The sequence below is a fragment of the Emcibacter sp. SYSU 3D8 genome, assembly GCF_039655875.1.
Taxonomy (GTDB): Bacteria; Pseudomonadota; Alphaproteobacteria; order SMXS01; family SMXS01; genus RI-34.
The window spans coordinates 800707-827233 of record NZ_JBBYXK010000002.1; the positions used below are offsets into that span (position 1 = coordinate 800707).

The 26527-nt window shown below is 66.7% G+C and carries 30 protein-coding genes and 1 pseudogene; 25 read left to right on the forward strand and 6 right to left on the reverse strand.

What is annotated here, in order from left to right; genetic code table 11:
• Nucleotides 1-28: 28 nt before the first annotated feature.
• The 8 genes and pseudogenes from WJU21_RS09800 to WJU21_RS09835 all read left to right on the forward strand — a co-directional run bounded on the left by WJU21_RS09800 (nucleotide 29) and on the right by WJU21_RS09835 (nucleotide 5655).
• Nucleotides 29-799 (forward strand): ArsR family transcriptional regulator, encoded by a 771-nt coding sequence (locus WJU21_RS09800; RefSeq protein ID WP_346323226.1) that lies wholly within the window; start codon nucleotides 29-31, stop codon nucleotides 797-799.
• Between the two features lie 13 nt (nucleotides 800-812).
• A complete protein-coding gene (locus WJU21_RS09805) occupies nucleotides 813-1211 on the forward strand; it encodes a VOC family protein (protein ID WP_346323227.1) in 399 nt (132 codons plus the stop codon).
• 196 nt (nucleotides 1212-1407) lie between these two features.
• A pseudogene (locus WJU21_RS09810) lies at nucleotides 1408-1521 on the forward strand (glutathione synthase); the annotation flags it as partial.
• A gap of 91 nt (nucleotides 1522-1612) precedes the next feature.
• Nucleotides 1613-2710 (forward strand): metallophosphoesterase, encoded by a 1098-nt coding sequence (locus WJU21_RS09815; RefSeq protein ID WP_346323228.1) that lies wholly within the window; start codon nucleotides 1613-1615, stop codon nucleotides 2708-2710.
• Nucleotides 2711-2845: 135 nt separating this feature from the next.
• Complete coding sequence (locus WJU21_RS09820) at nucleotides 2846-3538, forward strand: alpha/beta fold hydrolase (protein WP_346323229.1); 693 nt, start codon at nucleotides 2846-2848, stop codon at nucleotides 3536-3538.
• A gap of 60 nt (nucleotides 3539-3598) precedes the next feature.
• A complete protein-coding gene (locus WJU21_RS09825; protein ID WP_346323230.1) occupies nucleotides 3599-4303 on the forward strand; it encodes an HAD hydrolase-like protein in 705 nt (234 codons plus the stop codon).
• Complete coding sequence (locus WJU21_RS09830; protein WP_346323231.1) at nucleotides 4300-4896, forward strand: class I SAM-dependent methyltransferase; 597 nt, start codon at nucleotides 4300-4302, stop codon at nucleotides 4894-4896. The genes WJU21_RS09825 and WJU21_RS09830 overlap by 4 nt, the downstream gene beginning before the upstream one ends.
• Nucleotides 4897-4998: 102 nt before the next feature.
• Nucleotides 4999-5655 carry a recombinase family protein gene (locus tag WJU21_RS09835; protein WP_346323232.1) on the forward strand — a complete coding sequence of 219 codons (657 nt, stop codon included), beginning with the start codon at nucleotides 4999-5001 and terminating at the stop codon, nucleotides 5653-5655.
• A gap of 6 nt (nucleotides 5656-5661) precedes the next feature.
• On the opposite strand, the gene WJU21_RS09840 is transcribed toward WJU21_RS09835, so the two are convergent.
• Nucleotides 5662-6267, reverse strand: a complete 606-nt coding sequence (locus tag WJU21_RS09840) for a hypothetical protein (RefSeq protein ID WP_346323233.1) — start codon at nucleotides 6265-6267, stop codon at nucleotides 5662-5664.
• A gap of 99 nt (nucleotides 6268-6366) precedes the next feature.
• Here WJU21_RS09840 and WJU21_RS09845 point away from each other — a divergent pair, with 99 nt between their 5' ends.
• On the forward strand, nucleotides 6367-7179 hold the full coding sequence (locus tag WJU21_RS09845) for a TIM barrel protein (RefSeq protein ID WP_346323234.1): 813 nt from the start codon (nucleotides 6367-6369) through the stop codon (nucleotides 7177-7179).
• 77 nt (nucleotides 7180-7256) lie between these two features.
• Here the strand turns inward: WJU21_RS09845 and WJU21_RS09850 are convergent, their stop codons facing one another.
• Complete coding sequence (locus tag WJU21_RS09850) at nucleotides 7257-7610, reverse strand: hypothetical protein (protein WP_346323235.1); 354 nt, start codon at nucleotides 7608-7610, stop codon at nucleotides 7257-7259.
• 211 nt (nucleotides 7611-7821) lie between these two features.
• On the opposite strand from WJU21_RS09850, the gene WJU21_RS09855 reads away from it, so the two are divergent.
• The 3 genes from WJU21_RS09855 (at nucleotide 7822) to WJU21_RS09865 (ending at nucleotide 10784) form a co-directional block, all read left to right on the forward strand.
• Nucleotides 7822-9336: a YifB family Mg chelatase-like AAA ATPase gene (locus WJU21_RS09855; protein WP_346323236.1), complete on the forward strand. Its 1515-nt coding sequence runs from the start codon at nucleotides 7822-7824 to the stop codon at nucleotides 9334-9336.
• Between the two features lie 149 nt (nucleotides 9337-9485).
• A complete protein-coding gene (locus WJU21_RS09860) occupies nucleotides 9486-9779 on the forward strand; it encodes a hypothetical protein (RefSeq protein WP_346323237.1) in 294 nt (97 codons plus the stop codon).
• 15 nt (nucleotides 9780-9794) lie between these two features.
• Nucleotides 9795-10784, forward strand: a complete 990-nt coding sequence (locus WJU21_RS09865; protein WP_346323238.1) for an HEXXH motif-containing putative peptide modification protein — start codon at nucleotides 9795-9797, stop codon at nucleotides 10782-10784.
• A 202-nt stretch (nucleotides 10785-10986) separates the two neighbouring features.
• Here the strand turns inward: WJU21_RS09865 and WJU21_RS09870 are convergent, their stop codons facing one another.
• On the reverse strand, nucleotides 10987-11772 hold the full coding sequence (locus WJU21_RS09870) for an SDR family oxidoreductase (protein WP_346323239.1): 786 nt from the start codon (nucleotides 11770-11772) through the stop codon (nucleotides 10987-10989).
• Between the two features lie 186 nt (nucleotides 11773-11958).
• Between WJU21_RS09870 and WJU21_RS09875 the strand changes: the two genes are divergently transcribed.
• A complete protein-coding gene (locus WJU21_RS09875; protein WP_346323240.1) occupies nucleotides 11959-12711 on the forward strand; it encodes a glucose 1-dehydrogenase in 753 nt (250 codons plus the stop codon).
• A gap of 22 nt (nucleotides 12712-12733) precedes the next feature.
• On the opposite strand, the gene WJU21_RS09880 is transcribed toward WJU21_RS09875, so the two are convergent.
• A complete protein-coding gene (locus WJU21_RS09880) occupies nucleotides 12734-13051 on the reverse strand; it encodes a LysM domain-containing protein (RefSeq protein ID WP_346323241.1) in 318 nt (105 codons plus the stop codon).
• A gap of 104 nt (nucleotides 13052-13155) precedes the next feature.
• Nucleotides 13156-14367: a CoA transferase gene (locus WJU21_RS09885; protein ID WP_346323242.1), complete on the reverse strand. Its 1212-nt coding sequence runs from the start codon at nucleotides 14365-14367 to the stop codon at nucleotides 13156-13158.
• 114 nt (nucleotides 14368-14481) lie between these two features.
• On the opposite strand from WJU21_RS09885, the gene WJU21_RS09890 reads away from it, so the two are divergent.
• Together WJU21_RS09890 and WJU21_RS09895 are read left to right on the forward strand one after the other, a co-directional pair.
• Nucleotides 14482-15270 (forward strand): SDR family NAD(P)-dependent oxidoreductase, encoded by a 789-nt coding sequence (locus tag WJU21_RS09890; protein ID WP_346323243.1) that lies wholly within the window; start codon nucleotides 14482-14484, stop codon nucleotides 15268-15270.
• Nucleotides 15271-15284: 14 nt separating this feature from the next.
• Nucleotides 15285-15800 (forward strand): helix-turn-helix domain-containing protein, encoded by a 516-nt coding sequence (locus tag WJU21_RS09895; RefSeq protein WP_346323244.1) that lies wholly within the window; start codon nucleotides 15285-15287, stop codon nucleotides 15798-15800.
• On the opposite strand, the gene WJU21_RS09900 is transcribed toward WJU21_RS09895, so the two are convergent.
• Complete coding sequence (locus tag WJU21_RS09900) at nucleotides 15797-16270, reverse strand: nuclear transport factor 2 family protein (protein WP_346323245.1); 474 nt, start codon at nucleotides 16268-16270, stop codon at nucleotides 15797-15799. The two genes, WJU21_RS09895 and WJU21_RS09900, sit on opposite strands and share 4 nt — an antisense overlap.
• Nucleotides 16271-16384: 114 nt before the next feature.
• Between WJU21_RS09900 and WJU21_RS09905 the strand changes: the two genes are divergently transcribed.
• The 10 genes from WJU21_RS09905 to WJU21_RS09950 all read left to right on the forward strand — a co-directional run bounded on the left by WJU21_RS09905 (nucleotide 16385) and on the right by WJU21_RS09950 (nucleotide 26503).
• Nucleotides 16385-17299, forward strand: coding sequence for a branched-chain amino acid ABC transporter permease LivH (locus WJU21_RS09905; RefSeq protein WP_346323489.1), 915 nt, complete (start codon nucleotides 16385-16387; stop codon nucleotides 17297-17299).
• Nucleotides 17300-18616, forward strand: a complete 1317-nt coding sequence (gene livM, locus WJU21_RS09910; protein ID WP_346323246.1) for a high-affinity branched-chain amino acid ABC transporter permease LivM — start codon at nucleotides 17300-17302, stop codon at nucleotides 18614-18616.
• Nucleotides 18613-19443, forward strand: a complete 831-nt coding sequence (locus WJU21_RS09915) for an ATP-binding cassette domain-containing protein (RefSeq protein WP_346323247.1) — start codon at nucleotides 18613-18615, stop codon at nucleotides 19441-19443. The genes livM and WJU21_RS09915 overlap by 4 nt, the downstream gene beginning before the upstream one ends.
• Entirely contained in the window at nucleotides 19443-20174 is a 732-nt protein-coding gene (locus WJU21_RS09920; RefSeq protein WP_346323248.1) for an ABC transporter ATP-binding protein, read from the forward strand. The genes WJU21_RS09915 and WJU21_RS09920 overlap by 1 nt, the downstream gene beginning before the upstream one ends.
• The gene (locus WJU21_RS09925) at nucleotides 20171-20524 is read left to right on the forward strand and encodes a DUF6867 family protein (RefSeq protein ID WP_346323249.1); all 354 of its coding nucleotides are present in this window, start codon (nucleotides 20171-20173) and stop codon (nucleotides 20522-20524) included. The genes WJU21_RS09920 and WJU21_RS09925 overlap by 4 nt, the downstream gene beginning before the upstream one ends.
• Before the next feature lie 82 nt (nucleotides 20525-20606).
• Nucleotides 20607-21710, forward strand: a complete 1104-nt coding sequence (locus WJU21_RS09930) for a branched-chain amino acid ABC transporter substrate-binding protein (RefSeq protein WP_346323250.1) — start codon at nucleotides 20607-20609, stop codon at nucleotides 21708-21710.
• Nucleotides 21711-21716: 6 nt separating this feature from the next.
• Nucleotides 21717-22337, forward strand: coding sequence for a YqaA family protein (locus WJU21_RS09935; protein WP_346323251.1), 621 nt, complete (start codon nucleotides 21717-21719; stop codon nucleotides 22335-22337).
• A gap of 7 nt (nucleotides 22338-22344) precedes the next feature.
• On the forward strand, nucleotides 22345-24396 hold the full coding sequence (locus tag WJU21_RS09940; protein ID WP_346323252.1) for a carbon starvation CstA family protein: 2052 nt from the start codon (nucleotides 22345-22347) through the stop codon (nucleotides 24394-24396).
• The gene (locus tag WJU21_RS09945) at nucleotides 24389-24586 is read left to right on the forward strand and encodes a CstA-like transporter-associated (seleno)protein (protein WP_346323253.1); all 198 of its coding nucleotides are present in this window, start codon (nucleotides 24389-24391) and stop codon (nucleotides 24584-24586) included. Before WJU21_RS09940 ends, WJU21_RS09945 begins: the two co-directional genes overlap by 8 nt.
• Nucleotides 24587-24661: 75 nt before the next feature.
• Nucleotides 24662-26503 (forward strand): potassium transporter Kup, encoded by a 1842-nt coding sequence (locus WJU21_RS09950; RefSeq protein ID WP_346323490.1) that lies wholly within the window; start codon nucleotides 24662-24664, stop codon nucleotides 26501-26503.
• Nucleotides 26504-26527 lie beyond the last annotated feature (24 nt).

Genomic DNA, 26527 nt, shown 5'->3' on the forward strand with positions numbered 1-26527 from the left:
CAATCTTGATTGATGTATAAAGCGGGATATGAGCCCGCAGCATCACCCTGATCTTGCCCCGCCCGAATTCCTGCAGCTTGCCGGACATCCCCTGCGCTGGCGGCTGCTGAGCGAACTGGCCCTGAGCGACCGCGCGGTGCAGGAGCTGACCGGTTTGGTTGGCGAGCCGCAGAACCTGGTGTCGTACCACCTGGCCAAGCTGCGCGACGCGCGCCTGGTGTTCGCAAGGCGCAGCGCTGCCGATCGTCGGGACACCTATTACGGCCTCGATCTCGCTCGCCTGGGCGTCCTGCTCTCGGCCGCGGGCGGTGCGCTGCATCCCGGGCTCCGGCTCGGCCCGCCGGCGCGGAACGACGCTGCGGTCGGGCCAACCAGAGTTCTGTTCCTGTGCACCGGCAACAGCGCGCGGTCGCAGATGGCCGAGGCGCTGCTGAGGGCTCGCTCCGGCGGCGCGGTCGAGGCGCACAGCGCAGGCAGCCATCCCAAGCCACTGCATCCCAGCGCGGCGCGGGTGATGCGGGAGAAATTCAACCTCGACCTCGCCGGCCACGCTTCCAAGCACCTGGATGTGTTCGCCGGCCAGCGCTTCGACCGGGTCATCAGCCTGTGCGACAAGGTCCGCGAGGCGTGCCCGGAATTTCCCGGCCATCCGAAGAACATCCACTGGAGCATCCCCAACCCGGTGACCGGCGAACCAGACGAGGCCACCTGGAGGCTGTTCCGCCAGACCGCAACCGAACTGTCGGTCCGCGTCGATTTCCTGCTGGCAGCGATGGCCGACCGAACATCCACCCCCTGACAAGGAGGAAGCCATGACCGACCCCCGTGACATGGTGAGCGTCCGCTACATGGTGGGCGACGTCGCCGAGGCGCTCGACTTCTACACTGGCATCCTGGGCTTCGAGGTGCTGACGAAAATCGTACCCGTCTTTGCCGATGTCGCGAGGGGCAATTTGCGGCTGCTGCTCAGCGGACCGGACAGCTCCGCGGGTCGGCCCATGCCCGATGGCGAGATGCCGGGACCGGGCGGCTGGAACCGCATCCACCTGATCGTCGGCGACATCGACGCCGAGGTTGCGCGGCTGCGCGCTGCCGGGGCAAGGTTCCGAAACGACATCCTCGAAGGGCCTGGCGGCAAGCAGATTCTGCTGCTGGACCCGTCCGGCAACGTCGTCGAGCTTTTCCAGCCCGCTACTTTCCCGTCCGCCTGACGCCGTTTCGAACGGCCCCGTAACGGCGTATCCTCGGTCCGCCGGGGCTCTGAGGGGAGACGCATTATGGATGCGGTGTCCGTGCAGGACGCGCCCGGCTGGCGACGTCGGTCTACCGGGCGCTGATCGGCGAGCGCGCCGACGACAGGTACAAGGCCCGTGACCGCGTCTCGACGCCCGGGAACGGGTCGACCGGACGGAGATCAACGTCACCTCGCCCACCGGCATCCAGGAATTCGACCGTTTCAAGGACTCCAACATCGCCGGCCTGGTGTGGGACGCCATCGAGGCGCGGCGCGTGCGGATGTAGGAGGGGCGCCGCGCGGATCCGGCTACCGCGGTCGCCCTCGCTGCTATACGCTCGCGCCCATATTCATGCGGGTGAACCTGGGGAGGCGGCCGTGGCACATGTATCGAGGAAGTCCTTTGTCGGATTATTGGCCGCCCTTGCGGCCCTGACCATGCTGACGGCTTGCGGCGAGGCTCGGACGGAAACACCCGCGCCACCGCCGGTCTTCCAGAGCACCGAAACTTGGCCTGACGGGCCGGACGCGCGGCCCTGGACCCACCTGAACTTCCGCAACAATCCGGACGACTTTCAGTTCGCCATCATCGGCGACCGTTCGGGCGGCATGCGGCAAGGCGTGTTCGAGGCGGTACTGGGCAAGGTCAACGCCCTCCAGCCCGAATTCGTCATGAGTATCGGCGACTACATGGAGGGCTACACCTTCGAGCCGGACAAGCTGGCCGCTGAATGGGCCGAAGTGGACGGCTTCATGCAAAAGCTGGAATCGCCGCTGTTCCTGGTGGTGGGCAATCACGACATCTTCGACACCACCAGCGAGGCGCTGTGGCGCAAGCATGCCGGCTTGCCGCGCTACCACTTCGTCTACAAGAACGTGCTGTTCATCGCGCTCAATACCGAGGACGGGCGTTACGCCACGCCCGAAGAGCGGGTGGAACTGAACAAGGCGCTGGAGGTGATGGCCCGGGATCCCAAGGCGGTCGGCGCCTTCATGCAGTCCAATCCGGTCATCGTGAAGTACCTGCACGACAATGACGGTGGCCGAATCGGCGACGAACAGACAAAATGGGTGCTGGGCCTGCTGGACCGTTACAAGGACGTGCGCTGGACCTTCTTCTTCATGCACCGGCCGGTGTGGCGCGAGAAGATCGCCAATGTGGAGCGGATCGAGGCGGCGCTGGGCACGCGCGGCTACACCATGATTGGCGGGCACACCCACCACTACGCCATCGAGACGCGCCATGGCCGCGATTACATCGAAGTCGGTACCGCCGGTGGCGGCTGGTCGCTGGACGGCAAGCCGGGCGAGATGGATGCGGTGGTCTGGGTGACCATGCGCGATGGCGGCCCGGTGATCACCAATCTGGTCGCGACGGGGATCCTGCCCAAGGACGCCGTGCCCGCCATTGTTCCCGGCGCCGAACTGTGCGGTGATGCCTACGCCCTGCCGTGCCTCTACCCGCGTAGCCCGTAGCGACTCGCCCGCGCCACGCCGCCAACCGGAACGGGGCCGGAACCGGGTGGAAGCCATGCGCGGAAAAAACGGCGCACGGAATTGTTGCCATTTGATGAAACGCATCCAATATCCATGTTCCCAGGAGCGAGGCCTATGGATCTGGACGGCGTTTTCGACAATTCGGGAGGTTTGCAGGCGCCGTCTTATGGCGACCTGCACCGCGAGTTCAAGTCGGCGCTGACCTACCGGCCGGAAAGCGCACTCGCCGACGACATGCCGCGCGGCGACGGCCACACCGTGCTGGTCATCCCCGGCCTGCTGACCACCGACGCCTTCACCTTCGCCCTGCGCCGGTTCCTGACCGCCTGCGGGTACAAGGTGGAAGGCTGGCACATGGGCTTCAATCTGGGCCCGACGGCCCGCGCGATCGACGGCCTGAGCAGGCGTCTCGATCGCCTCAACCAGCGCGAGGGTGGCCCGGTCAGCCTGATCGGCGTCAGCATGGGCGGTATTCTGGCACGCCACCTGGCCCACGAACATCCCGGGCGGGTCCGCAAGCTGGCCACCGTGGTCAGCCCGGTGCGCTTTCCCACCGCCTCCAACCTGGAGCCGCTGATTCGCGTGCTGTCGCCGTTCTACAGCAAGGATGTCACGCCGCAGGATTACGCCCGCCCGCTGCAGGTGCCGGTGATGGCCGTCTACACCAAGGACGATGGCCTGATCGCCTGGGAAACCTGCCAGGGCGCCGACGACCATTGCCATCATGTGGAGGTGGAAGGCGGCCACGTCACGATCTGCCGCAACCCGCAGGTCCACCGGGCATTGGCCGAGTGGCTGGCGGTCTGATGATCCGGTAGGATCCGGTCTGTATTCGCCGCCAGGGTCCTGCCGGCAACCGGGGTGGCCATGGCAGCCAAGGAATCATCGAAGCGCCCAACCAAACTCGTCATCTTCGACGTAGACGGCACGCTGGTCGACAGCGAGGCCTTCATCGTCGAGACCCAGCGGCGCACCTTCTTCGCCCACGGGCTGACGCCGCCTTCAGCGGCGCAGGGATTGTCGCTGATCGGCCTGTCCCTGCCGGAATGGGTCGCGCGGCTCGCCGGCCCGGACGCGCCCGTCGACGCCATGGTCGGCACCTACCGCCGGTTCATGGGCACGCTGCGCAACGATCCGCAATATCGCGAGGTGCTGTATCCGGGCATCGGGGCGCTGCTGGCCCGGCTGGCCGCGCGCCGCGATATCGCGCTGGGCCTTGCCACCGGGCACCAGATGGCCAGCCTCGGCGAGCTGGTCAGCATCTTCGGCTGGCACGGCCTGTTCCGCACGGTCCAGACCCCTGACACCGCGCCGTCCAAGCCCGATCCGGGCATGATCCTGAATGCCATGCGAGTAACCGGCGCGGCGCCGGCCGACACCGTGATGATCGGCGACAGCACCTTCGACATGGTCATGGCCCGGGATGCCGGAGTCAGCGCCATCGGTGTGTCGTGGGGCTACAATCCGCCCGACGTGCTGTATGCCGCAGGTGCCGAACGGGTGGTTGATTCCGCGGAGGCGCTGCGCTTTCTGCTCGAGGCCCGGTTTCCGCCGGCGGGAGAGGGTGGATGAGAGACGAGGCTACGCTGCAATTCTATGCCGACCAGGCGTCGGCCTATGTGGCGGGCACGCGCCGCGCCCCCGCCGCCCGCCTTGCCGGCTTCCTCGCGCGTCTGGCGCCCGGTGCGGCGATCCTGGAGCTGGGTTGCGGCGGCGGCGTGGACGCGGCCGAGATGCTGATGCGGGGCTTTGCCGTGGATGCCACCGATGGTTCGCCGGAAATGGCGCGCGAGGCCCGGATGCGGCTCGGCCGCCGGGTGCGGGTGATGGCGTTCGACGCGCTGGACGCCGAGGGCGGGTACGATGCGGTCTGGGCGAATGCGTGTCTGCTCCATGTGCCCATGGCGGACCTGCCCGGCGTGCTGGCACGCATCCATAGGGCGCTCAAGCCGGCTGGATTGTTTTACGCGGGCTACAAGTCCGGTGCCGGCGAGGGCCGCGACGGGCTGGGCCGCTACTACAATTTTCCCGGCCGCGAGGCGCTGGCCGCGGCCTATGGGCAGGCCGCTCATTGGGCTGAACTGGAGATGGAGGAGTCGCATGGCAAGGGCTATGACGGCGTCGACACGCCGTGGCTTCACGTCCTGGCGCGGCGGGCGGGATGACGGGAGTTTTCATATCATGGCAATAATTATTCCCATGAACTGTATAATTCGCTAAAAGGTAGTTATTGTCATCACTTAAGGCACCTTCTTGAGAAGTAATCGATGAAATTCATTGCCTATTTCCGCCGCGCGGTTCGGCGCAATCTCGACGTGCTGACCCAGCGCGAGGCGGTTCGGCGCAAGCTCGGCAGCGATGCCATGCTGGAATTCACCGAGGTGGAAATCGGCCGCAGGGGCGAGCGTCCCGAATTGATCCGGGCGCTCGACGCCTGCCGCGAACACAAGGCGAGCCTGCTGGTCGCCACCATGGACGGACTCAGCCGCGACCGTCTGTTCCTGCGCGCGCTGGCCGACGCGGGCGTGATGGTCGCGTTTTGCGACTTCCCCGTGCCCGACGGCGCCGGCGGGCGATTCACCCTGCAGATGATGGCCCAGGTCGCCGAGCTGGAATCCGGCATCGCCAGCCGGCGTACCAAGGCGGCGCTGCGCGCCCGGGTGGAAAACGGCGGGCAATGGGACCGCAATGCCCGCCACCATCTGGTGCCCGGCGCGGGTCAGGCCGCGGCGGTGCGCGCGATCCGCGAGCGGGCCGATGCCCACGCCGCGCAGGTCATCGGCATCATTCGTCCGCTCGCCGACCAGGGACTCACCCTCGCGGCCATCGCCGACACGCTGAATGCGCGCGGCGTCCCGACCGCGCGGCGCGGCCGCTGGACGCCCACATCGGTGAAGCGGGTGCTGGACAGAATCGGCAAATAGAGCCGGTCAGTTGCCGGCCTTGCGCATATGGGCCTTGAGGGCGGCCAGCATGTCTGCGGCGCGGCGCTCGTCCTCGCCGTGGGACAGCAGCGCCAGGACATGGGCCAGGAAGCCCGGCTCCGCCAGCTCCTGGAAGGTCAGGGTCACCAGCGCGCCGCCGCGCGGCGCCGGGTCGATGGTCACCCGGTAGGCGCCCATGCCGCCGCCGTCATGGTCGTGCTCCGGGGTAGCCGGCACAGGGGCCGGGGCGCCGCCGGCCACCACCGCAGGCGACAGGGCGAACAGCACCTCGCGCTGCGCCGCATCGGCCGGTCCATAGGTCATGCAGCCCGCGCCGAGTTTCCTGCCGGTCCAGCAGAGCGTGGGCCGGTCACCGGCATCATGGGTTGCGAACACGGCGGTACGGTCGGCGCGCTTCCAGCCCGACCAGCCGGGAAAGGCGGCCGGATCGGTCACCACCCGGTAGATCTCGGCGGGGGCTCGGTTGATGGTCAGCGATGTGACGGCATCTCCCGAGGTCTGCACGAACGCGCGCCACAGGGCCACGCCCGTCATGACCACGCAGAACGCGACGAACAGGCCGGCGATGCCTTTCAGGATCGTTCTGGTCATGCAATTCCCCTCGACCGAAGCGCCGCAGCATACAGGAAAACCGGTGCGGTGCCTGACGCCAATCGCTATCGTTCGGACGGGTCACAAGGGGAGAAAAGCATGAGACCGCTGGCGATTCACCAGATTACCGCCATGGAAGCCTCGCCGCCCGACCTGCTGACCATCGCCGGCCAGACCGGCTGCCAGCACGCCTGCGTCTTCGTCCACCTGCCCTCGCCGAACGTGCCGTTTCCCGCGGTGACCAGGGCGATGATCCCCGAGATGCAGGCGCGCATGGCCTCGACCGGCGCCACCGTCTCCAACATCGAATATTTTCCGCTGACCGAGGATGTGGACCTGGACGCGTTTCTCTACGCGCTCGATATCGGCGCCGAGCTTGGCGCGCACCGGCTGGTCACCCATATCCACGACCACGACGACAATCGCGCCGCCGATAATCTGGCCCGGCTGTCGGCGCTGGCCGCCGAGCGCAATCTGGCGGTCGGACTGGAATTCATGGGCCTGACGCCGGCCTGCGCCTCCATCGCCCGTGCGGTCCGGTTCATCGATCTGGCGGGCAAGCCCGCCAACGCCGGCATCGCCATCGACTGCCTGCACCTGGTGCGCACCGGCGGCACGCCCGCCGACGTGGCCGCGCTGGCGGCCGACTATTTCAGCTACGCCCAGCTCTGCGACGGGCCGGACCTGTCGGTACAGGACGATTATCTGCCCGAGGCCATGAACCGCATGGTGCCGGGCGAGGGTGTGTTCCCCATCGCCGCGATCCTCGACGCCCTGCCCGGGGCGACCGCTGTCGACGTGGAGGTGCCCTCCACGACCGGCCAGCAGCAGGGTATCTCCGCGCTGGACCGAGCCAGGCGGGCGGTCGAGGCGGGACGGCGGCTGCTGGATGCGGCCCGGCCGAGCCGCTAGACGGCAAGGCTCAAGACACAGGGAGACCGGCGCGCTGCCCAATGGCATCCGCGCCGGTCCAGGTCCGTCCCACGTCGTCAGCGGCCGATATAGATGCCGAAGCCGGGCTGGGAATAGCTCACGCCGTAACCGCCATAATAGGGCGTATAGGGTCCGTAATACGGGCTGTAATAGCCGCTGTAGTAGGGCCGGTAGTGGCGGCTGTGATGATGCCGGTGATGGCGCCACTTGCTGTGCTGCCGGTAATGATGCCGGCCGTAATGGCGGTCCTTGTGCCGGTAGTGGCCGCGGTCATAGTGGCGGTCATGATCACGCTGGTGATAGCCGCCGTGGCCGCCGCGGTGATGGTCGCGGCTGCCCGCCGAAGCCTCGCCGGCAATGCTGAACGCCAGGGCGGCCGAGGCCAGAAGTGTCAGAAGATGTTTGCGCATGTCCTGCTCCTCTCGGAGAATCATTGCCGGTTGGTGGCAACGTTCATGTTCCCCATGCTGCCAGTGAGAACGTGAACGGAGGCTGAATAGTTTCCGTTTGTTGTCCATCTGTGGAGGTAATACTGTCCGCAGGCTGACCGCCTTCACCATTGCGTTCCCCCTTCGTACCGGTAAACTGGCCCGGCGAATAGTTCATGGCTTTCGGGGGCGCATGACCGCTCATATCAGCACCGTCGCATTCTTCGGCATCGAGGCGAAGCTGGTCGATGTGCAGGTGCGGATGATGAGCGGGCTGCCCGCCTTCGCCGTGGTCGGCCTGCCCGACAAGATGGTGGCCGAATCCCGCGAGCGGGTGCGCGGCGCATTGAGCGCCATCGGCCTCTCGCTCCCGCCCAAGCACATCACCGTCAACCTGGCGCCCGCCGACCTGCCCAAGGAAGGCAGCCATTTCGACCTGCCGATCGCCCTCGCCATGCTGGGCGCCATGGGCGTGCTGCCGTCCGACGTGGCCGACCGGTATTGCGTGATGGGCGAGCTGGGACTCGATGGCTCGATCTCGACCGTCTCCGGCGTGCTGCCCGCCGCGCTCCGGGCGGGCAACGAGGGGCTGGGCCTGATCTGCCCGGCGGCCTGCGGGCCGGAAGCGGCGTGGGTCGGCACCGTCGAGGTGGTGGCCGCGCCCGACCTCATATCGCTGGTCAACCATCTGAAGGGCACCCAGACCCTGGCGCCGCCCGAGCCCAGGCTGGCCGAGGCGCCGGTGTCGGTGCCCGACCTGCGCGACATCAAGGGGCAGGAGGCGGCCAAGCGCGCGCTCGAAGTGGCGGCGGCCGGCGGCCACAACCTGCTGATGGCCGGGCCGCCCGGCTCCGGCAAATCCATGCTGGCGGCGCGCCTGCCCGGCCTGCTGCCGCCGCTGTCGCCGGCCGAGGCGCTGGAGGTGTCGATGATCGCCTCCATCGCCGGTCAGCTCGACGGCGGCCGCATCTCGCGGGTCCGGCCGTTGCGCGCGCCGCACCATTCGGCGTCCATGCCGGCGCTGGTGGGCGGCGGCATCAGGGCCAAACCGGGCGAGGTGTCGCTTGCCCATAACGGCGTGCTGTTCCTTGATGAACTGCCGGAATTTCCGCGCCAGGTGCTCGATTCGCTGCGCCAGCCCATCGAAACCGGCCGCATCATGGTGGCCCGCGCCAACGCCCATGTGGAGTATCCTGCCCGGGTCCAGCTCATCGCCGCGATGAATCCGTGCAAGTGCGGCTACCTGGGCGATGCCCAGCTCGCCTGCAACCGCGCGCCCAGATGCGCCGTCGACTATCAGGGCCGGATCTCCGGCCCGCTCTATGACCGTATCGACCTGCAGATCGAGGTGCCGGCGGTGGCCGCCGCCGACCTGTCGCTGCCGCCGCCCGCCGAAGGCTCGGCCGAGGTGGCGCGGCGGGTCGCCGCCGCCCGCGAGGTGCAGACCGCACGCTACGAGGCGCTGGGCGCGCCGGTCCGCACCAACGCCCAGGCCGACGGCGAGGTGCTGGAAGCCGTCGCCGCCCCCGACGAACCCGGCCGCGCCCTGCTGACCCAGGCCGCCGACAAGCTGCGGCTGTCGGCGCGCGGCTATCACCGGGTGCTGCGCGTGGCGCGGACGTTGGCGGATCTGTCCGGCGCCGCGAAGGTTGGCCGCACCCATATCGCCGAGGCGCTGTCCTACCGGCGGTTCACGGTGCAGCGGTAAGGCGGTGAGTCAGGTGCGGTGTCACCGTAATTCTGTCGTGCGGCGGCATGGCGGCGTGGCCGCGGCGCAGCTGGCAGGGCTCGTTTCGGTGGCGCTGGGCGCTGGGTTGACCTATCGTAAGGGCCATCGCAATCGAAGGGGGATGAAACATGCGCGATTTTTCGAAAACAGCCGGGTTTGAGCTGCCTGCGGGTGTTCTCGACACGACGGACGCCAGGCCGCAGACCGGCAAGCCCGGCATGCCCGCCGGTATCCTCGACACCACCGGCGCCACGCCGCAAACCGGCAAAGCTCCTGCCATGCCCGCCGGCATCCTGGACACCACCGATGCCAGGCCGCAGACCGGCAAGAGTCAGGGTCCGGTCGTTTTCGACCTGTCAAAGGCTGTCGTGCTCGACACCACCAAGGCCGCGCCGCTGGTGGGCAAGAACAGCAAGGCCTGACGCGAAAGCGCCGTCGTGGCTAAAGCGCCGCTACCGGAGCATTTATGCGCCCGGGTCGTGCCGGGTGCCGTTGGCGCGGTGCATGCCTTCTACCGCGGGCGGGTGCTGGCCAGCCTTGCGGCGCTGGTCGAGTCGGCCAGCCGGACCATTCCCGGCCACCAGGGCCTGACCGCGCGCCTTCCGGAGGATACGAGCGAGGCGCTGTCGCCCTACCTCTATTACCTGAACTACCGGCTGCTCGCCGCCATGAAGGCCGGCGACAGGGACGCGGTTTCCGACCTGCTGGACGGCTTTGCAGCCATGCCCGGGGCGGCGTTCCAGGCTGCCGGTCTGACCATCGACAATCTGCACGACCAGCCGTGGCACGCGTTGATGGCCCGCGACATGGTGGCCGACGACGGCGACGGCGCCGAGGTTTTCGCCGCCGCCCCGGCGCGCATCAAGGCCGCGAGGGGGCCCATCGTCGAAGCGCTGGCGCTGGTCGACCGCTGCCATCCGGCCATCGCCGCCGAAATCCGGTCGCTGGTCTGCGCGATCACCCTGTTCGACGGCAAGGTCATTGGCGGCTCCACCGATGTGCGGGTGTTCGGCAACGTGTTCCTGCGCCTGCCGGAACGGGGACAGGATCCGGTCGCCTATTATGCCGACCACCTGATCCACGAGGCCGGCCATCTCTATCTCAACGCGCTGATGGCGCACGACCCGCTGATCCTCAACGATGACAGCCGCACCTATCCGGCGCCCACCCGCGCCGATCCCCGGCCGCTGTTCGGCATCCTCCACGCCACCTTTATCCTGGCGCGGCTGGAGGCCGCTTTCGCGACCATCGCCGCCGTCGCGCCCGATCCCTATGAGGCCAAGCTGGAGGCCGTCCGGAGTCAGTTCGCCCACGGCGTCGCCACCTTGCGTGCTCACGGAAAGTTCACCGAACTTGGTGCATCCCTGCAGCAGCAATTCGAGGCGCTGGTCGATCCGCGCTATGCCCGTATGGCGGCGACGGTCTAGTTTATGGAGCATATCATATTATGGCAATAACCATAGCCAATATGTGGTTTGTCCATAAGATAGCCAATTAAATCAACCTTTTAAGACATAGTTCTTATCGAATAGATCACTTCCGCTGTGCCCCGGCCACCGCGCGCTGCGTCTCGTCAAAAAAATAGGGCGTCCCGAAGGACGCCCCAGTCTCCCCGTTGAACTGCTTGCCTTACGGCATCAATTTGCCGCCGTTGAGCATGAAGGTCTGGCCGGTGATGTAGTCCGAGCCATGGCCGGCGAGGAACACGCATAGCGGCGCGCCGTGGACCAGCGGGTCGCCCAGGTAGCGCATGGGCAGCGCCTGCTCGAGGGCGGTGACGAATTCGGGGCGCGCCTTGCGCCAGTTCTCGAACGCGTCCGAGGCCAGCGTCGGGCTGATGATGTTGACGTTGATGCCGAACTGGCCCCACTCGTTGGCGGCGGTGCGCGACACCGCGCGGATCGCTTCCTTGGCCATGTTGTAGGCGGTGTTGCCGGTGGTGCCCAGGATGCCCGAGGTGGACGAGAAGTTGATGATCTTGCCCCACTTCTTGTCCTTCATGATCGGGAATACGGCCTGCATGCCCCACAGGGTCGCCATGGCGCCGCTGTCGAAGGTGTAGCGGATTTCCGCGTCGGTCGAATCCTCGACGCCCACGAACACGGTCGAGCCTTGCGGCTTCTCCTTGGTGCCGAAGCCCTGGGCGTTGTTGACGATGATGTCGACGGTGCCGAAGGCCTTCACGGTCTCGTCGACCATGCGAAAGACCTGGTCGCGCTCGGACACGTCGACCACGACGGGAATCGCCTCGCCGCCTTCGTCGCGGATCTGCTTCACCACCTCGTCGACGGTCGACTTGGTGCGTGAGGCGACGGCAACCTTGGCGCCTTCGCGGCCATAGGCGATGGCGATGGCGCGGCCGATGCCGCGGCCGGCGCCGGTGACGATGGCGACTGTGCCTTCAAGCTGTTTCATGGAGAGTATTCCCGATTCCCTGGGGTGGTCCGGCGATTTTCAGCGCCAGTGAAGAATTTGGTGCATGTTTGAGGATGATCCGGCCCGGCGTCAACGGCTTTTTCAGCCACGGCGCCGGTTGCGTGACGCATGTTGCACATGTTCCTATAGTCCGGCAGCGCATGGGCGCGCTCTGGGGAGGAAGGCATGGACAGGGTCAAGGGCAAGGTGGCGCTGGTCACTGGCGGCGCCGACGGCATCGGCGCGGCGACGGCGCGGCTGCTGGCGGCAGAGGGCGCAACCGTCGTGGTGACCGACATCAACAAGGAGGGCGCCGAGAGCCTCGCCGACGAGTTGGGCGGGCTGGGAATCGCGCACGATGCGGGCAGCGAGGCCGAATGGCATCACGCCGTCCGGCTGGTCCGCGAGCGCTATGGCCGGCTCGACGTACTGGTCAACAATGCCGGCATCGGCGCGGGCATTGGCGATATCGAGCACCAGACGCTCGAGGACTATCACAAGGTCATGCGGGTGACCTGCGACAGCGTGTTCATCGGCTCCAAATGCGCCATCGAGCTGATGAAGAGCGAGGGCGGCTCCATCGTCAACGTGTCGTCGATCCACGGCATCAAGGCGGCGGCGCACGAGGCGGCCTATTCGGCGGCCAAGGGCGCGGTGCGGCTGCTGACCAAGTCGGTGGCGCTTCATTGCGCTCGCAGCGGCTACCGGATCCGCTCGAATTCGGTGCATCCGGGCTACATTCTCACCACCCAGATGATCGCGTGGATGGAGCGGGCCGACAACAGCGCCGACCTCAACGCCGCGCTGCTCGCCCAGCATCCCATCGGCTTCCTCGGTCAACCTGAGGACATCGCCAATGGCATCCTGTTCCTGGCCAGCGAGGAATCGCGGTTCATGACCGGCTCCGAACTGGTCATCGACGGCGGCTACACGCTGTAGCCGCCGCGATCAGGCGCCGCCGCTATTCCGCGGGTGCGACGGCCAGTTCCTGACCGACACGAAGCATGTCGGCGTTCTCCAGGTTGTTCCAGGCCGCCAGGTCCCCGGGCGTGACATTGTGGGCGCGGGCGATGGCGTAGAGCGTGTCGCCCCGGACCACCACATAGGTGGCTGGCGCCTTTTCCTCGACCACCGGCGGCGGTGCCGGTTCAGGCGTCGGCGGTGGCGGCGCTTGCGTAATGGCGGGCGGCGGCGGCGCCGGCTGGGTTTTGGTTTCGGTCTTGTCGTCGCAAGCGGCAACGAGTGCCAGGGATGCGACAAGCATTATCAGCCTCGTCATGTATGGCTCCTTGGTGTGGTGAATATAAATTTAACATAATTCGAAAATATGCCGCGGCAACCTGATTGCCGCCGGACGGCCTGCTCAAGACGGCTCAGGCAGCCTCAGGAGATGACGCCCTTGTCCTTCAGAACGCGCATCTCGGCCTCGCTCAGCCCGAGAAGGCCCTGGAGCACGGATTCGTTGTCCGCGCCCAGCGGCCGGCCGGCCCAGTCGATGGCGCCGGGCGTGCCGGTCAGGCGCGGCATGACATTGGCCATGGCCATGTCGCCGATTCGGGTCTCCACCATGGCGATGTTGCCGCGGGCGGCGTATTGCGGGTCGTCGAAGATCTCGTCGATCGAATAGACCGGACCGCATGGCACCTGGGCATCGGCGCATTTGCCCAGCACCTCGGCCCGCTCCATGGATGCTGTCCAGTCGCCGACCATGGCATCCACCTCGGTGCGCGCCGCCTCGCGCCTGGCGATGGTGCCGTAAAGCCCGTCGCCCGCCAGCTCCGGCCGGCCCATCAGCCGGACAAGACGCTCGAAGATCTTGTCATTGGTACAGGCGATCGCGACCCAGCGGCCGTCCTTCGTCGGATAGTGACTGTGCGGCACCGCGTTCACCGTGCCGGCGCCCATGCGCTGGCGCACGAAGCCGCCTTGCTGGTAGGCCGGCGCCAGTTCGTCGAGAATCCGGAAGATGCTTTCGTAGAGACCGATATCGACCACCTGGCCGGCGCCGGTCTTGTCGCGTGCGCGCAGCGCCAGCAGCACGCCGATCACGCCGTACATGCCCGACATGTAGTCAGCCAGCGTTGCCGAGCCAGGCGTCACCGGCAGTCCGTCCGGCTGGCCGGCCAGATAGGAGATGCCGCCGAACGCATTGGCGATGCGCCCGAACCCCGGCAGCTCGCGCATGGGGCCGGTCTGGCCATAGGCGGACACCCGCAGCATCACCAGCGCCGGATTTTCGGCGGCCAGCGTCTCCCAGCCCAGGCCCCAGCCTTCCAGCGTGCCGGGCTGGAAGTTTTCGCACAGCACGTCGGCCTCGCGGACCAGGCGCTTGAGCAGGGCCGCGCCTTCCGGTGTGCGCAGGTCGAGGGTGATGGGCTTCTTGTTGCGGCTCTCGCTCAGCCATACCAGCGAATCGCCGCATTCGGTGGGCGTGCCGAAGCGGCGCAGCGGATCGCCGATGGCCGGCAATTCCACCTTGATCACCTCGGCGCCGAACTCGCCCATCAGCGTGGCGCAATAGGGCGCGGCGATGAACGTGGCCAGGTCCAGCACGCGGATTCCGGCAAGCGGGCGGGGGTCGGAGGAATCAAACATCGGGCACTCGCGGTATGAAGGGTCGGGGCGGGAATACACCCGCCGTGCAAGATTTCATACCATCGGCGGGCGCGCCGGGACATGATCGGCGTTGTTTTTCGGGAAGGGATGCCAATGGATCTGGGGATCGCGGGCCGCAAGGCCATCATCAACGGCGGCAGCGCCGGCATGGGCAAGGGCAGCGCCAGGGCGCTGGCGAAAGAAGGCGTCGACATCTGGCTGGTGGCGCGCGGCGAGGAGCGGCTTTTGGCCGCTGCGGCCGAAATCACGCGCGAAACCAGCGCCCGCGTGACCCCGGTCGTCGCCGACCACAGCACCGTCGCCGGCCGGGGAAAGATCCTCGAGGCCTGCCCCGAGCCCGACATCCTGGTGATGACCTGCGCGCCGCCCGCCCAGACCGGCGACTACCGCACCGTGTCGGTGGACGACTGGCAGGACACCTTCGCCACCACGCTGCTCAGCCCCATCGAGATGATGCGGGCGACCATCGACGGCATGGTGGCGCGCAAGTTCGGCCGCATCGTCAACATCGCCACCGGCGCGGCCAAATATCCGGCCGAGATCCGGCTGCTGTCCGGCGCGCCCCGCGCGGCGCTGGTCAATTACACGGTCGCCGTGTCGAAGAAGGTCGCCAGGCACAACGTCATCATCAACAATCTGCTGCCGGGCATGTTTCACACCGCGACCATCCATGACCGCATGACCGAGCGCGCCGCCGAGAACGGCACGTCCTATGACGAGGAAGTGCAGAAATTCGTCCGCGACTGGCGCATCCCGGCGGGCAAGTTCGGCGACCCGGACGATCTGGGCGCGTTCTGCGCCATGTTCTGCAGCCAGTACGCCAGCTTCCTCGTGGGCCAGAGCCTGGTGATCGATGGCGGCCTGATCAACTCGACGTTCTGACCATGGCCGAGCGCGTGATTCCCGGTAGCGAGATCGCCGACGCGGCCGCGTCGCTGGTGCGGCGCGTCGCGGCGACCGTCGCCGACATGCGCGGCCGGCGCGGCATTGACCAGGCCGGCCTGGCGTGCCTGCTCGGCGTGCCGGCCGAGCGCGTCGCCCGGCTCGAAAGCGGCGACATGGAGCAGGCCGCGACCCTGGCGCTCCTCGCCGAGATCGCCCAGCGGCTGGATTTCCATGTGACGCTGGCTCTGCACGACCGGCAGCCGCCCGCCCTCGGTGGCGGCGAACCCCATGACGCCATGGATGAACTGGCGGGCGCCGCGACGCTGTCCACGGTGACGGTGACCGAGCAGCCCGACATCGAGCCGCTGACGATCGGTTTCCCGGTCGAGGATGCCGTGACCGTGTTGCCCGATGAGACCGGGGAGACCTTTGTGCTCGACGACGATGCAGTGCTGCGCGAACCGCCGGACGAGACGATATCGCAGCCCGGCGGCGGCGACGGCTTCAACGACGGCATGAGCAGCTAGCGCCGCGGCGCGCCGTCGCCGGCCAGGGTGTACAGACCCTGGTTGCCGCGGTGCCAGGCCGCCGTCAGTTTGAAGCCGTTGATCCGCCAGCCGCCGCTGGTGCGGATCATCCGGAATCGGTAATGGCCGCCCATGGTCACGCTGTCGTCGCCCGCGCTGTTCGACCGGAAGTGCTCGGCCTGCACATAGGCCGTCACCACCGCCGCGTCGCCGGCGATCTCGAAGCCGAAATTGCTCAGAATGTGCTGCGTGGCGTCGAAGCCGCGCAGGAACGGCTCGATCCCCGCCGCCCAGTCGGCCGCCTTCACGGTCACGGGCGGCTGACCGTTGAACGACGACAGGTCGTATTCGCACGCGTCGGCGAACACGGCGCGGTAGAGCGTCATGTCCACATTGTCGACGGCGAGCGCGAAATTCAGCGCCGTTTCGCGCAGATCCTCGCGGTCCCTCAATTCTTGCAGGTCGGTCATGGCGTGCCTTTTTTCCGTCATGGTACTACGGCCCTTGCCCCGAGTCGGGGAGGATGGCACCTTGCCTCAGACCCGCGCCACGTTTCGAGGGGGAAATTCACGGCCGGTATGACGATAGACATCTTCCTGCAGCAACTGGTCAACGGGCTCACGCTCGGCGCCTTCTATGGTCTGATCGCCCTCGGCTACACGATGGTGTACGGCATCATCGGCATGATCAATTTCGCCCATGGCGACATCTACATGATCGGCGCCTTCATCTCGCTGATCGGCTTCCTGCTGTTCGGCGTGGTGGGCGTGGAATCGGTGCCGATCGCCATCATGATGGTGCTCGCGATCTCCATGTTCTTCACCGCGTGCTACGGCTGGGCGGTGGAACGGATCGCCTATCGGCCGCTCAGGGGATCGCCGCGCCTGGCGCCGCTGATCTCGGCCATCGGCATGTCGATCCTGCTCCAGAACTACGTGCAGATCACCCAGGGCGCCCGGGTGAAGCCGTTGCAACCCATGGTCGAGGGCTCGTACCGCATCACGCTGGGCCCTGAGGCCCATCTGAATATCAGTCTGCTGCAGGGCATCATCATGGTGCTGACGGTCGGGCTGATGCTGGCGTTCTCCTTCCTGATCAAGCGCACGTCGCTGGGACGCGCCCAGCGCGCGACCCAGCAGGACATGACCATGGCCGGACTGCTCGGGGTCAACGTCAACCGCACCATTTCCATCACCTTCGTCATGGGTGCCGCGCTTGCCGCCGTCGCCGGCATGATGGCGACGCTCTATTATGGCGTGATCGATTTCTACATAGGCTTCATCGCCGGCATCAAGGCGTTCACCGCCGCCGTGCTGGGCGGCATCGGTTCGTTGCCCGGCGCCATGCTGGGCGGGCTGCTGATCGGGATGATCGAATCGTTCTGGCCGCTGTTCTTCAGCATGGAATACCGCGACGTCGCCGTGTTCGGGGTGCTGGTGTTGGTGCTGATTTTCCGGCCTACCGGGCTGCTGGGCCGGCCCGAGATCGAGAAGGTCTGAATGGGTAACGCCGCCGCCCGCGCCAGGCCGCCGCTCGTTGCCGCCTTGCGCGATGCGGCCGTGGCGGCCGGGGTCACGGCCGTGCTGGCGGTGCCGTTCCTGGGCTTCCGGCTCGAGGATTCCGCCCAGGGCCTGAGCCTTGGCTACCGCTTCATGTGGGTGGTCTATGCGGCGCTGGCCGTCTTCGCCGGTCGGCTGCTGCTGTCGCTGGCGGCGCACCGGGTGGCGCCGGCGCTGGTCGCCTCCTTCCACCGGCGGACGGCCGGTGTCCATTTGCCGGCGCGGTTCGGCAACAAGGTCGGCTGGGCGATGGTCGGCATCGCCGCGCTGCTGCCCTGGCTGCCGTTCGCCGACCGCAGCCTGATGAGCGTCGCCACCCTGGTGCTGATCTACATCATGCTGGGCTGGGGCCTGAACATCGTGGTCGGTCTGGCGGGTCTCCTCGATCTTGGTTACGTGGCGTTCTACGCCATCGGCGCCTATTCGTTCGCGCTGCTGTCGCTGCATTTCGGATTGTCGTTCTGGATCTGCCTGCCGCTGGCCGGAATTCTCGCCGCGTTCATGGGTCTGCTGCTGGGATTCCCGGTGCTGCGGCTGCGCGGCGACTATCTGGCGATCGTCACGCTGGGCTTTGGCGAGATCATCCGGGTCATCCTGGTGAACTGGCAAGAGGTGACCAACGGTCCCAACGGCATCAGCAACATCCCGCGGCCCACCCTGTTCGGGTTGCATTTCGAGGGCCCGTTCAAGACACCGGCGCCCGAGGGCACGGGTTTCGCCGACTTTCTCGGCATCGCCTTCTCGCCCATGCAGCCGATCATCTTTCTCTATTACGTGATATTTCTGCTGGTGCTGCTGACCACCCTGTTCGCCCAGCGCATCCGCCGGCTGCCCACCGGCCGCGCGTGGGAAGCGCTGCGCGAGGACGAGATCGCCTGCCGCAGCCTGGGCATCAACCCGGTCACGGTGAAGCTGTCGGCCTTCGCCATCGGCGCGTTCTTCGCCGGGCTCGCCGGCTGCTTCTTCGCGACCCGCCAGGGCACCATCAGCCCGGAAAGCTTCAGCTTCATCGAATCCGCCACCATCCTGGCGCTGGTCGTGCTGGGCGGCATGGGCAGCCAGATCGGCATCGTCCTTGCCGCCGTGCTGCTGATCGGCCTGCCCGAATCCCAGTGGCTGCGCGATCTGGCCGAATACCGGATGCTGGTGTTCGGCGGCGTCATGGTGCTGATCATGCTGTGGCGCCCGCAGGGCCTGCTGTCCCACCGCAGTCCGACCGTGGCGCTGGAAGACGGCGCGGGGAAGCCGGCGCCATGACGTCCCTGTTGCTCGATGTCGATCACCTCACCATGCGGTTCGGCGGCCTTACCGCGATCAGCGATCTGTCCTTCCAGGCGCGGCGCGGCGAGATCACCGCCATCATCGGCCCCAACGGCGCGGGCAAGACCACCGTGTTCAACTGTCTCACCGGATTCTACCGGCCCGGCGTGGGCAAGCTGGAGCTGGCCCACGACGACAATCGCCGCTTCCTGCTCGAGCGCATGTCCGATTTCCGCATTGCCCGCGACGCCCGGGTCCTGCGCACGTTTCAGAACATCCGGCTGTTCACCGGCATGAGCGTGCTCGAGAATCTGGTGGTGGCCCAGCACCTGGCGCTGACCCGCGCGTCCGGCTATGCGGTTGCCGGCCTGCTGAACCTGCCGGTCTACCGGCGCGCTGCGGCGCGGGCCGTGGACCGGGCACGCTACTGGCTCGACAAGATCGGCCTGACCTACGCCGCCGACGATCAGGCGGGCAGCCTGCCCTATGGTTCGCAGCGGCGGCTGGAGATCGCCCGGGCGCTGTGTGCCGAGCCGGTGCTTTTGTGCCTCGACGAACCCGCTGCCGGCCTCAATCCTCGCGAATCCGATGAACTGAGCGAGTTGCTGCTCGACATCAGGCGCGATCACGGCCTGTCGCTGCTGCTGATCGAGCACGATATGAGCGTGGTGATGCAGATTTCCGATCACGTGGTGGTGCTCGACCACGGCGCGTCCATCTGCCAGGGACCGCCCGAACGGGTGCGCAGCGACCCGGCGGTGATCAGCGCCTATCTCGGCATGCCCGAGGAAGAAGCCATCGCCGTGGCCGGGAGCAGGCACTGATGCTGTCGGTACAGGGCGTGCATGCCGGATATGGCCGAATCGAGGCGCTGCACGGCGTGGATATCGATGTCCGCGCCGGTGAGATCATGACCCTCGTCGGCGCCAACGGGGCGGGCAAGACCACCCTGCTGATGACCATTTGCGGCCGCCCGCGCGCCACGCAGGGCCGGATATTGCTCGACGGCGAGGACATCACCGATCTCGAGACCTACGAGATCGCGCGGCGCGGCATCGCCCACGTCCCCGAGGGCCGGCACATCTTCCCGCGCATGACCGTGCTGGAAAACCTGCAGATGGGCGGCTATGCCGTCGATCCGAAATATTTCTCCTCGGACCTGGAGCGGGTGCTCGTGCTGTTCCCGCAACTGAAGCCCCGTCTTGCCCAGCGCGGCGGCACCCTGTCGGGCGGCGAGCAGCAGATGCTGGCCATGGGCCGGGCGCTGATCTCGCGGCCGCGCCTGCTGTTGCTGGATGAACCGTCCCTGGGCCTCGCGCCGCTCATCGTGCGGCAGGTGTTCGAGATCATCGCCGCCATCAACCGCGACGAGGCCATGACCATTTTCCTCATCGAGCAGAATGCCTTCCAGGCGCTGAAGGCGGCGCACCGGGCGGCGATCATGGTCAATGGCAGCATCAACCTTCGCGGCACCGGCGCCGAGCTGCTGGCCGATCCGGCGGTGCAGGCGGCCTATCTGGAAGGCGCCGCGCCCGCCGCAGGCGGCCCTCCATGACCTGGCAGATGCTGTTCGGAACCTCGCCTTCGGTCAGCCTGGCCGTGACCGGCATCTTCATGGCGGGCTGCGCCATCATGGCCGGCCGGTCGCTGGCCGCGCTGTGGCGCCCCTGGTGGCACGTCGCGCCCTATGCGGCGCTGCTCGCCATCGCCGACCGGTACCTGATCTATGCGCTGTTCGGCGGCGAGCTGCTGTCCGCAATTGGTTACCTGCTGGACGCGGTTTTCCTGCTGATCATTGCCCTGCTGGGCTATCTGGAAGCGCGCGCGGGCCTCATGGTCCGCCAGTATCCGTGGCTGTTCGAGCGTCTCGGTCCGTTTGCCTGGCGCCGCAGGCGCGCCCGGTGATCTGCGCGCCTTGCAGTCCGCTTGCCAGCCTTTATGCTCAACGCCTAATTCGTGCCAACCATCATCTATGCAGGTCTCCGCCATGAACCTTTTCAAACGCGCCGCCCTCGTTGTGCTCGCAGCCGGATTCCTCGGCGCTTGCGCCCAGGAGGACGAGATCGTCATCGGTGTCGCCGGCCCGATGACCGGTTCCGAAGCCTCGATCGGCGAGCAGATGCGCAAGGGCGCCGAGAAGGCCGTGGCCGATATCAACGCGGCCGGTGGCCTGCTTGGCAAGAACGTGCGGCTGATCGTCGGCGACGACGTCTGCGACCCCAAACAGGCGGTCAGCGTGGCCAACAATTTCGTGTCGCAGCATGCGGTGTTCGTGGCGGGTCACTATTGCTCGGGCGCGTCGATTCCGGCGTCCGACGTCTATGCCGAATCCGGTGTCATCCAGATCTCGCCGGCCTCGACCAATCCGCAGTTCACCGAACGCGGCCTGACCAACGTGTTCCGCGTCTGCGGCCGCGACGATGCCCAGGGCCCGACCGCCGCCGATTACATCCTCGAGAAGTTCCCTGACGCGCAGATCGCCGTGGTCGACGACAAGTCGACCTACGGCAAGGGCCTTGCCGATCAGTTCCGCGGCGCCATCGAGGCCAAGGGCGTCACGCCGGTGCTGGTCGAATCCATCACTGCCCGAGAAACCGACTACAGCGCGCTCGTCACCAAGCTGCGGCAGGCCGGCGCCGACGTCGTCTATTTCGGCGGCTACAAGACCGAGGCCGGCTTGATTGTCCGCCAGATGCACGGCGCCGGCGTGGCGGCGACGCTGGTTGGCGGCGACGCCCTGGTGACCGAGGAATTCTGGGCGATCACCGGCGAGGCTGGCGCGGGCACGCTGATGACCTTTGGCCCCGATCCCCGGCTGGATCCGCAGAATGCGGCGCTGGTGAAGTCGTTCCGTGACGAGAATTACGAGCCCGAGGCCTATACGCTCTACACCTATGCCTCCATCCAGGCCTGGGCGCAGGCCGCCGCCACCGCGGGCGCGACCGATGGCCAGAAGGTCGGTGCGGCACTGCGCCGCGATACCTTCGAGACCGCCCTCGGCACCATCGACTTCGACGACAAGGGTGACAACTCGGCGCCGGGTTACGTGTTCTATGTGTGGGAAAACGGGAAGTACCTGTACGCAGAGTAACGCCCGATGACCGCCCCCCAGGTCGAACCCGTCGTCCGCCGGGGACCGCTCCGCCGGCTTTATCTGTGGACCATGGAACAGGCCAGGGGCCGCCATGCCTGGACGAGCCTGGGCGCCGTGTCGTTCGCCGAGAGCTCGTTCTTTCCGATCCCGCCGGACGTGATGCTGTTGCCGATGATGCTGGCCGACCGCAAGCGGGCGTTCCTGCTGGCGGGCTGGTGCACCCTGGCATCGGTGCTCGGCGGCATGGCCGGCTACGCCATCGGCATGTTCCTGTTTGATTCCGTGGGCAACTGGCTGGTGTCCCTCTACGGCTACGAGCAGAAAATGGAGGCGCTGCGCCTCCAATATGCCGAATACGGGGCCTGGATCATCCTGATCAAGGGCGCCACGCCCATTCCCTACAAGCTGATCACCATCGCGTCGGGCATCTTCCACTATCCATTCGGCATGTTCGTGCTGCTGTCGGTGATCACCCGCTCGGCCCGTTTCTTCCTTCTGGCGGGGTTGATCTACCTGTTTGGCGACCCGATCCGCGACTTCATCGAGAAGCGGCTCGAGTGGGTGATGATGACGGTCGTCGTCGCGATCGTGGGCGGCTTCGTCATCGCGCATTATCTCCTCTGAGGTTCCCATGAAGGCCGTCGCCGACAAGCTCGTCTGGGTGTTCATCGCGCTGCTGGGGGCGGGCGCACTCGCGCTGGTCGCGCTCAGCCGGGGCGAGCATGTCAACGCCATGTGGCTGGTGATCGCCGCCGCCTGCACCTACCTGATCGCCTACCGGTTCTACGGCCTGTTCATTGCCACCAAGGTGCTGCGGCTCGACCGCAACCGGCACACCCCCGCCGTCCTGCACAACGATGCGCTCGATTTCGTGCCGGTCGACAAATACGTGCTGTTCGGCCACCACTTCGCGGCCATCGCCGGCGCAGGCCCCTTGGTCGGTCCGGTGCTCGCGGCGCAGATGGGCTATCTGCCCGGCGTGTTGTGGATTCTGGCCGGCGTGGTGTTCGCCGGGGCGGTGCAGGATTTCGTGGTGCTGTTCATGTCGGTACGCCGCGACGGCCGGTCGCTGGGCGACATGATCAAGTCGGAATTGGGCACGGTGCCCGGACTCATCGCCATGTTCGGCGTGCTGTTGATCCTGATCATCCTGCTTGCCGTGCTGGCGCTGGTCGTGGTCAAGGCGCTGGCCATCAGTCCGTGGGGCACGTTCACCGTCGCCGCCACCATTCCCATCGCCCTGGTCATGGGCGTCTATGGCCGCTTCATCCGGCCGGGCCGCATCGCCGAGATGTCGCTGATCGGCTTCGCGCTGCTGATGGCCGCCCTCATCTACGGTCAGCATGTGGCCGAAAGCCCGGTGCTGGCGCCGATGTTCACCTGGTCGGGCGAGACCCTGGCGCTGGCGCTGATGGGCTATGGCTTCGTCGCCTCGGTGCTGCCGGTGTGGCTGCTGCTGGCGCCGCGCGACTATCTGTCCACCTTCCTCAAGATCGGCACCATTCTGGCGCTCGCCATCGGCATCTGCTTCGTCATGCCGGATTTGCGCATGCCGGCGGTCAGCCGCTTCATCGACGGCACCGGCCCGGTATTCGCCGGTGGGCTGTTTCCATTCCTGTTCATCACCATTGCCTGCGGCGCGGTTTCGGGTTTCCACGCGCTGGTCGCCTCGGGCACCACGCCCAAAATGCTCGAGAACGAGACCCAGGCCCGCATGATCGGTTACGGCGCCATGCTGGCCGAATCCTTTGTCGCGGTGATGGCGCTGATCGCCGCCTGCGTGCTCGACCCGGGCGTCTATTTCGCCATGAACAGTCCCGCCGCGCTGATCGGCACCACGCCCGAGGCGGTCGCGGCGACCATTTCGGGCTGGGGGTTTGCAATCACGCCCGAGACGCTGAATCAAGTGGCTCACGACATCGGTGAAAGCACCATTCTGTCGCGGGCGGGCGGCGCACCCACTTTGGCGGTCGGCATGGCGCATATCCTGTCGGCGGCGGTGGGCGGCCCGGCGCTCACCGCGTTCTGGTACCACTTCGCCATCCTGTTCGAGGCGCTGTTCATCCTGACCACCATCGACGCCGGCACCCGGGTTTGCCGGTTCCTGCTCCAGGACATGATGGGCGCCGCCATCCCGGCGCTGAAGGACACGAAATCGTGGACCGGCAATCTGCTGGCGACCGGCATCGCCGTCGCTGCCTGGGGCTATTTCCTCTATCAGGGCGTCGTCGATCCGCTGGGCGGCATCAACACGCTGTGGCCGCTGTTCGGCATCGCCAATCAGATGCTCGCCGCCATCGCGCTGGTCCTGTGCACCGTGGTCCTGGTGAAGATGAAGCGCGAGCGCTATGCCTGGGTCACCGCCGCGCCCTGCCTGTGGCTGCTGATCTGTACCCTGACGGCGGGCTGGCAGAAGATGTTCCACGCCAATCCGGCCATCGGCTTCCTTGCCCATGCGCGCAAGTTCTCGGACGCGATGGCTGCCGGTGAAATGCTGGCGCCGGCAAAGTCGCTCGAGCAGATGAATCGGATCATATTCAATGATATAGTCAATGCCAGTCTGTGCGGCCTGTTCATGGCGGTCGTGCTGGCCATGGTGATCGCGGGGGCGTTCACCATCCGTCGGGCCCTTGCGGACCCCAAGCCGAGCGCGCGCGAAACCCTGGAGGGGACCTATGCGTGATTATCGGAGGTACAGCAGCTTCCTGACGCGCGCCGCGCGGCTTATGGTGGGGCTGCCGGACTACGATCTTTATGTCCTGCACCGCAGGATTCATCATCCGGATGAGCCCATCATGTCGCGCCAGGAATTCTTCAGGGAACGCCAGGAAAATCGCTATGGTGGCAACGGCAAGCTGAACCGCTGCTGCTGACCGCAGCCGGCCCAGTCCCAAAAGCGAGATGCAGGAACCCCCCGGGTGACCACAGAATCCCAGAAGCCACCGGTCATGCGGCTCATGATGGGTGCCATCGGCGTTGTGTTCGGCGATATCGGCACCAGCCCCCTCTACACCATGAAGGAAAGCTTCGCCGGGCCCCACCCGCTGGCGCTCGATGCCATGCATGTCCACGGGGTGCTCTCGCTGATCTTCTGGTCGGTGATGCTGATCGTGTCGTTCAAATACGTCACGCTGATGATGCGCGCCGACAACAAGGGCGAGGGCGGCAGCCTGGCGCTGCTGACCCTGGTGAGTCATCTGGTGCAGGGAACGCGGGCGGTGCCGATCGTCGCGCTGCTGGGCATCTTCGCCGCCGCACTGTTCTACGGCGACAGCATGATCACGCCGGCGATCTCGGTGCTGAGCGCGGTCGAAGGTCTGGAGGTCGTCGCCCCCGGCCTCGACGACTACATCATCCCGATCACCGTCGTCATCCTGATCGGCCTGTTCCTGGTCCAGAAGCACGGCACGGCGGCCATGGGCCGGCTGTTCGGGCCGGTCACGCTGGTATGGTTCCTCACCCTCGCCGTGCTGGGCATCGCCAGCATCCTCGAGCATCCGGAGATTCTCTGGGCGCTCAATCCCATATACGCGGTGAAATTCTTCCTGACCGACCAGTGGCTGGCGTTCCTCGCCCTCGGCTCGGTCGTGCTGGCGCTGACTGGCGCCGAGGCGCTTTACGCCGACATGGGCCATTTCGGACGCCCGCCGATCCGGCGCGCCTGGTTCTTCGTGGTCCTGCCCGCGCTCATGCTCAACTATTTCGGCCAGGGCGCGCTGCTGATCAGCGAGCCCTCGGCCATCGACAACCCGTTCTACCGCCTGGCGCCCGACTGGGCGCTGTGGCCGGTGCTGGGGCTGGCGACGCTGGCCACCATCATCGCGTCGCAGGCGGTGATCTCGGGCGCGTTCTCGGTGACCCGGCAGGCGGTGCAGCTCGGCTACCTGCCCCGGCTCAAGGTGCTTCACACCTCCGAGGCCGAGATCGGCCAGATTTACGTGCCCTTCGTCAACTGGGCGTTGCTGGTGGCGGTGATCCTGCTGGTGCTGGGGTTCGGCTCGTCCACCAACCTGGCCGCGGCCTACGGCGTCGCCGTCACCGGCACGATGTTCATCGACACCCTGCTGCTGTCGTTCGTCGTGCTGCTGGCCTGGAAGATCCCGCGCTGGCAGGGCATCGCCATGCTGGTGGTGTTCGTCATCGTCGACCTGGCGTTCCTCGGCGCCAACCTGACCAAGATTCCCGACGGCGGCTGGTTCCCGCTGTTCGCCGGTCTGGCGCTGTTCGTGCTGCTGACAACCTGGAAGCGCGGCCGCCAGCTGGTGCGCGCCGGCCAGGCCCGCGACGCCATCCCGGTAGAAACCTTCCTGTCGTCGCTGTCGCCCAAAATTCCGCGCGTTCAGGGCGCCGCTGTGTACATGTCGGGCAGTTCACAGGGCGTGCCCCATGCGCTGCTGCACAACCTCAAGCACAACAAGGTGCTGCATGAGATGAACGTATTCATGACCATGCAGATCGAGGAGGTTCCGCGCCTCGACAACGAGGAAGCGCTGGAGTTCACCCAACTGGCCGATGGCTTCTACCGCATCGTCTACCATTACGGCTTCCTGCAGGATCCCGACGTGCCGCGCGCCCTGCGGCTGGCCGGAATCCGCGGCCTGAAGTGCAACATGATGCAGACATCGTTCTTCCTCGGCCGTGAAACCGTCATCCCCAGCGTGCGGCCCGGCATGGCCATGTGGCGGGAATCCCTGTTCGCCTGGATGACAAGGAATGCGACCAGCGCCATGGACTTCTTCGAGATTCCCGCCAACCGCGTGGTCGAACTGGGCTCGCAGATCGAGATCTGACGGCGCGGCGGCGCCGGTCAGGCC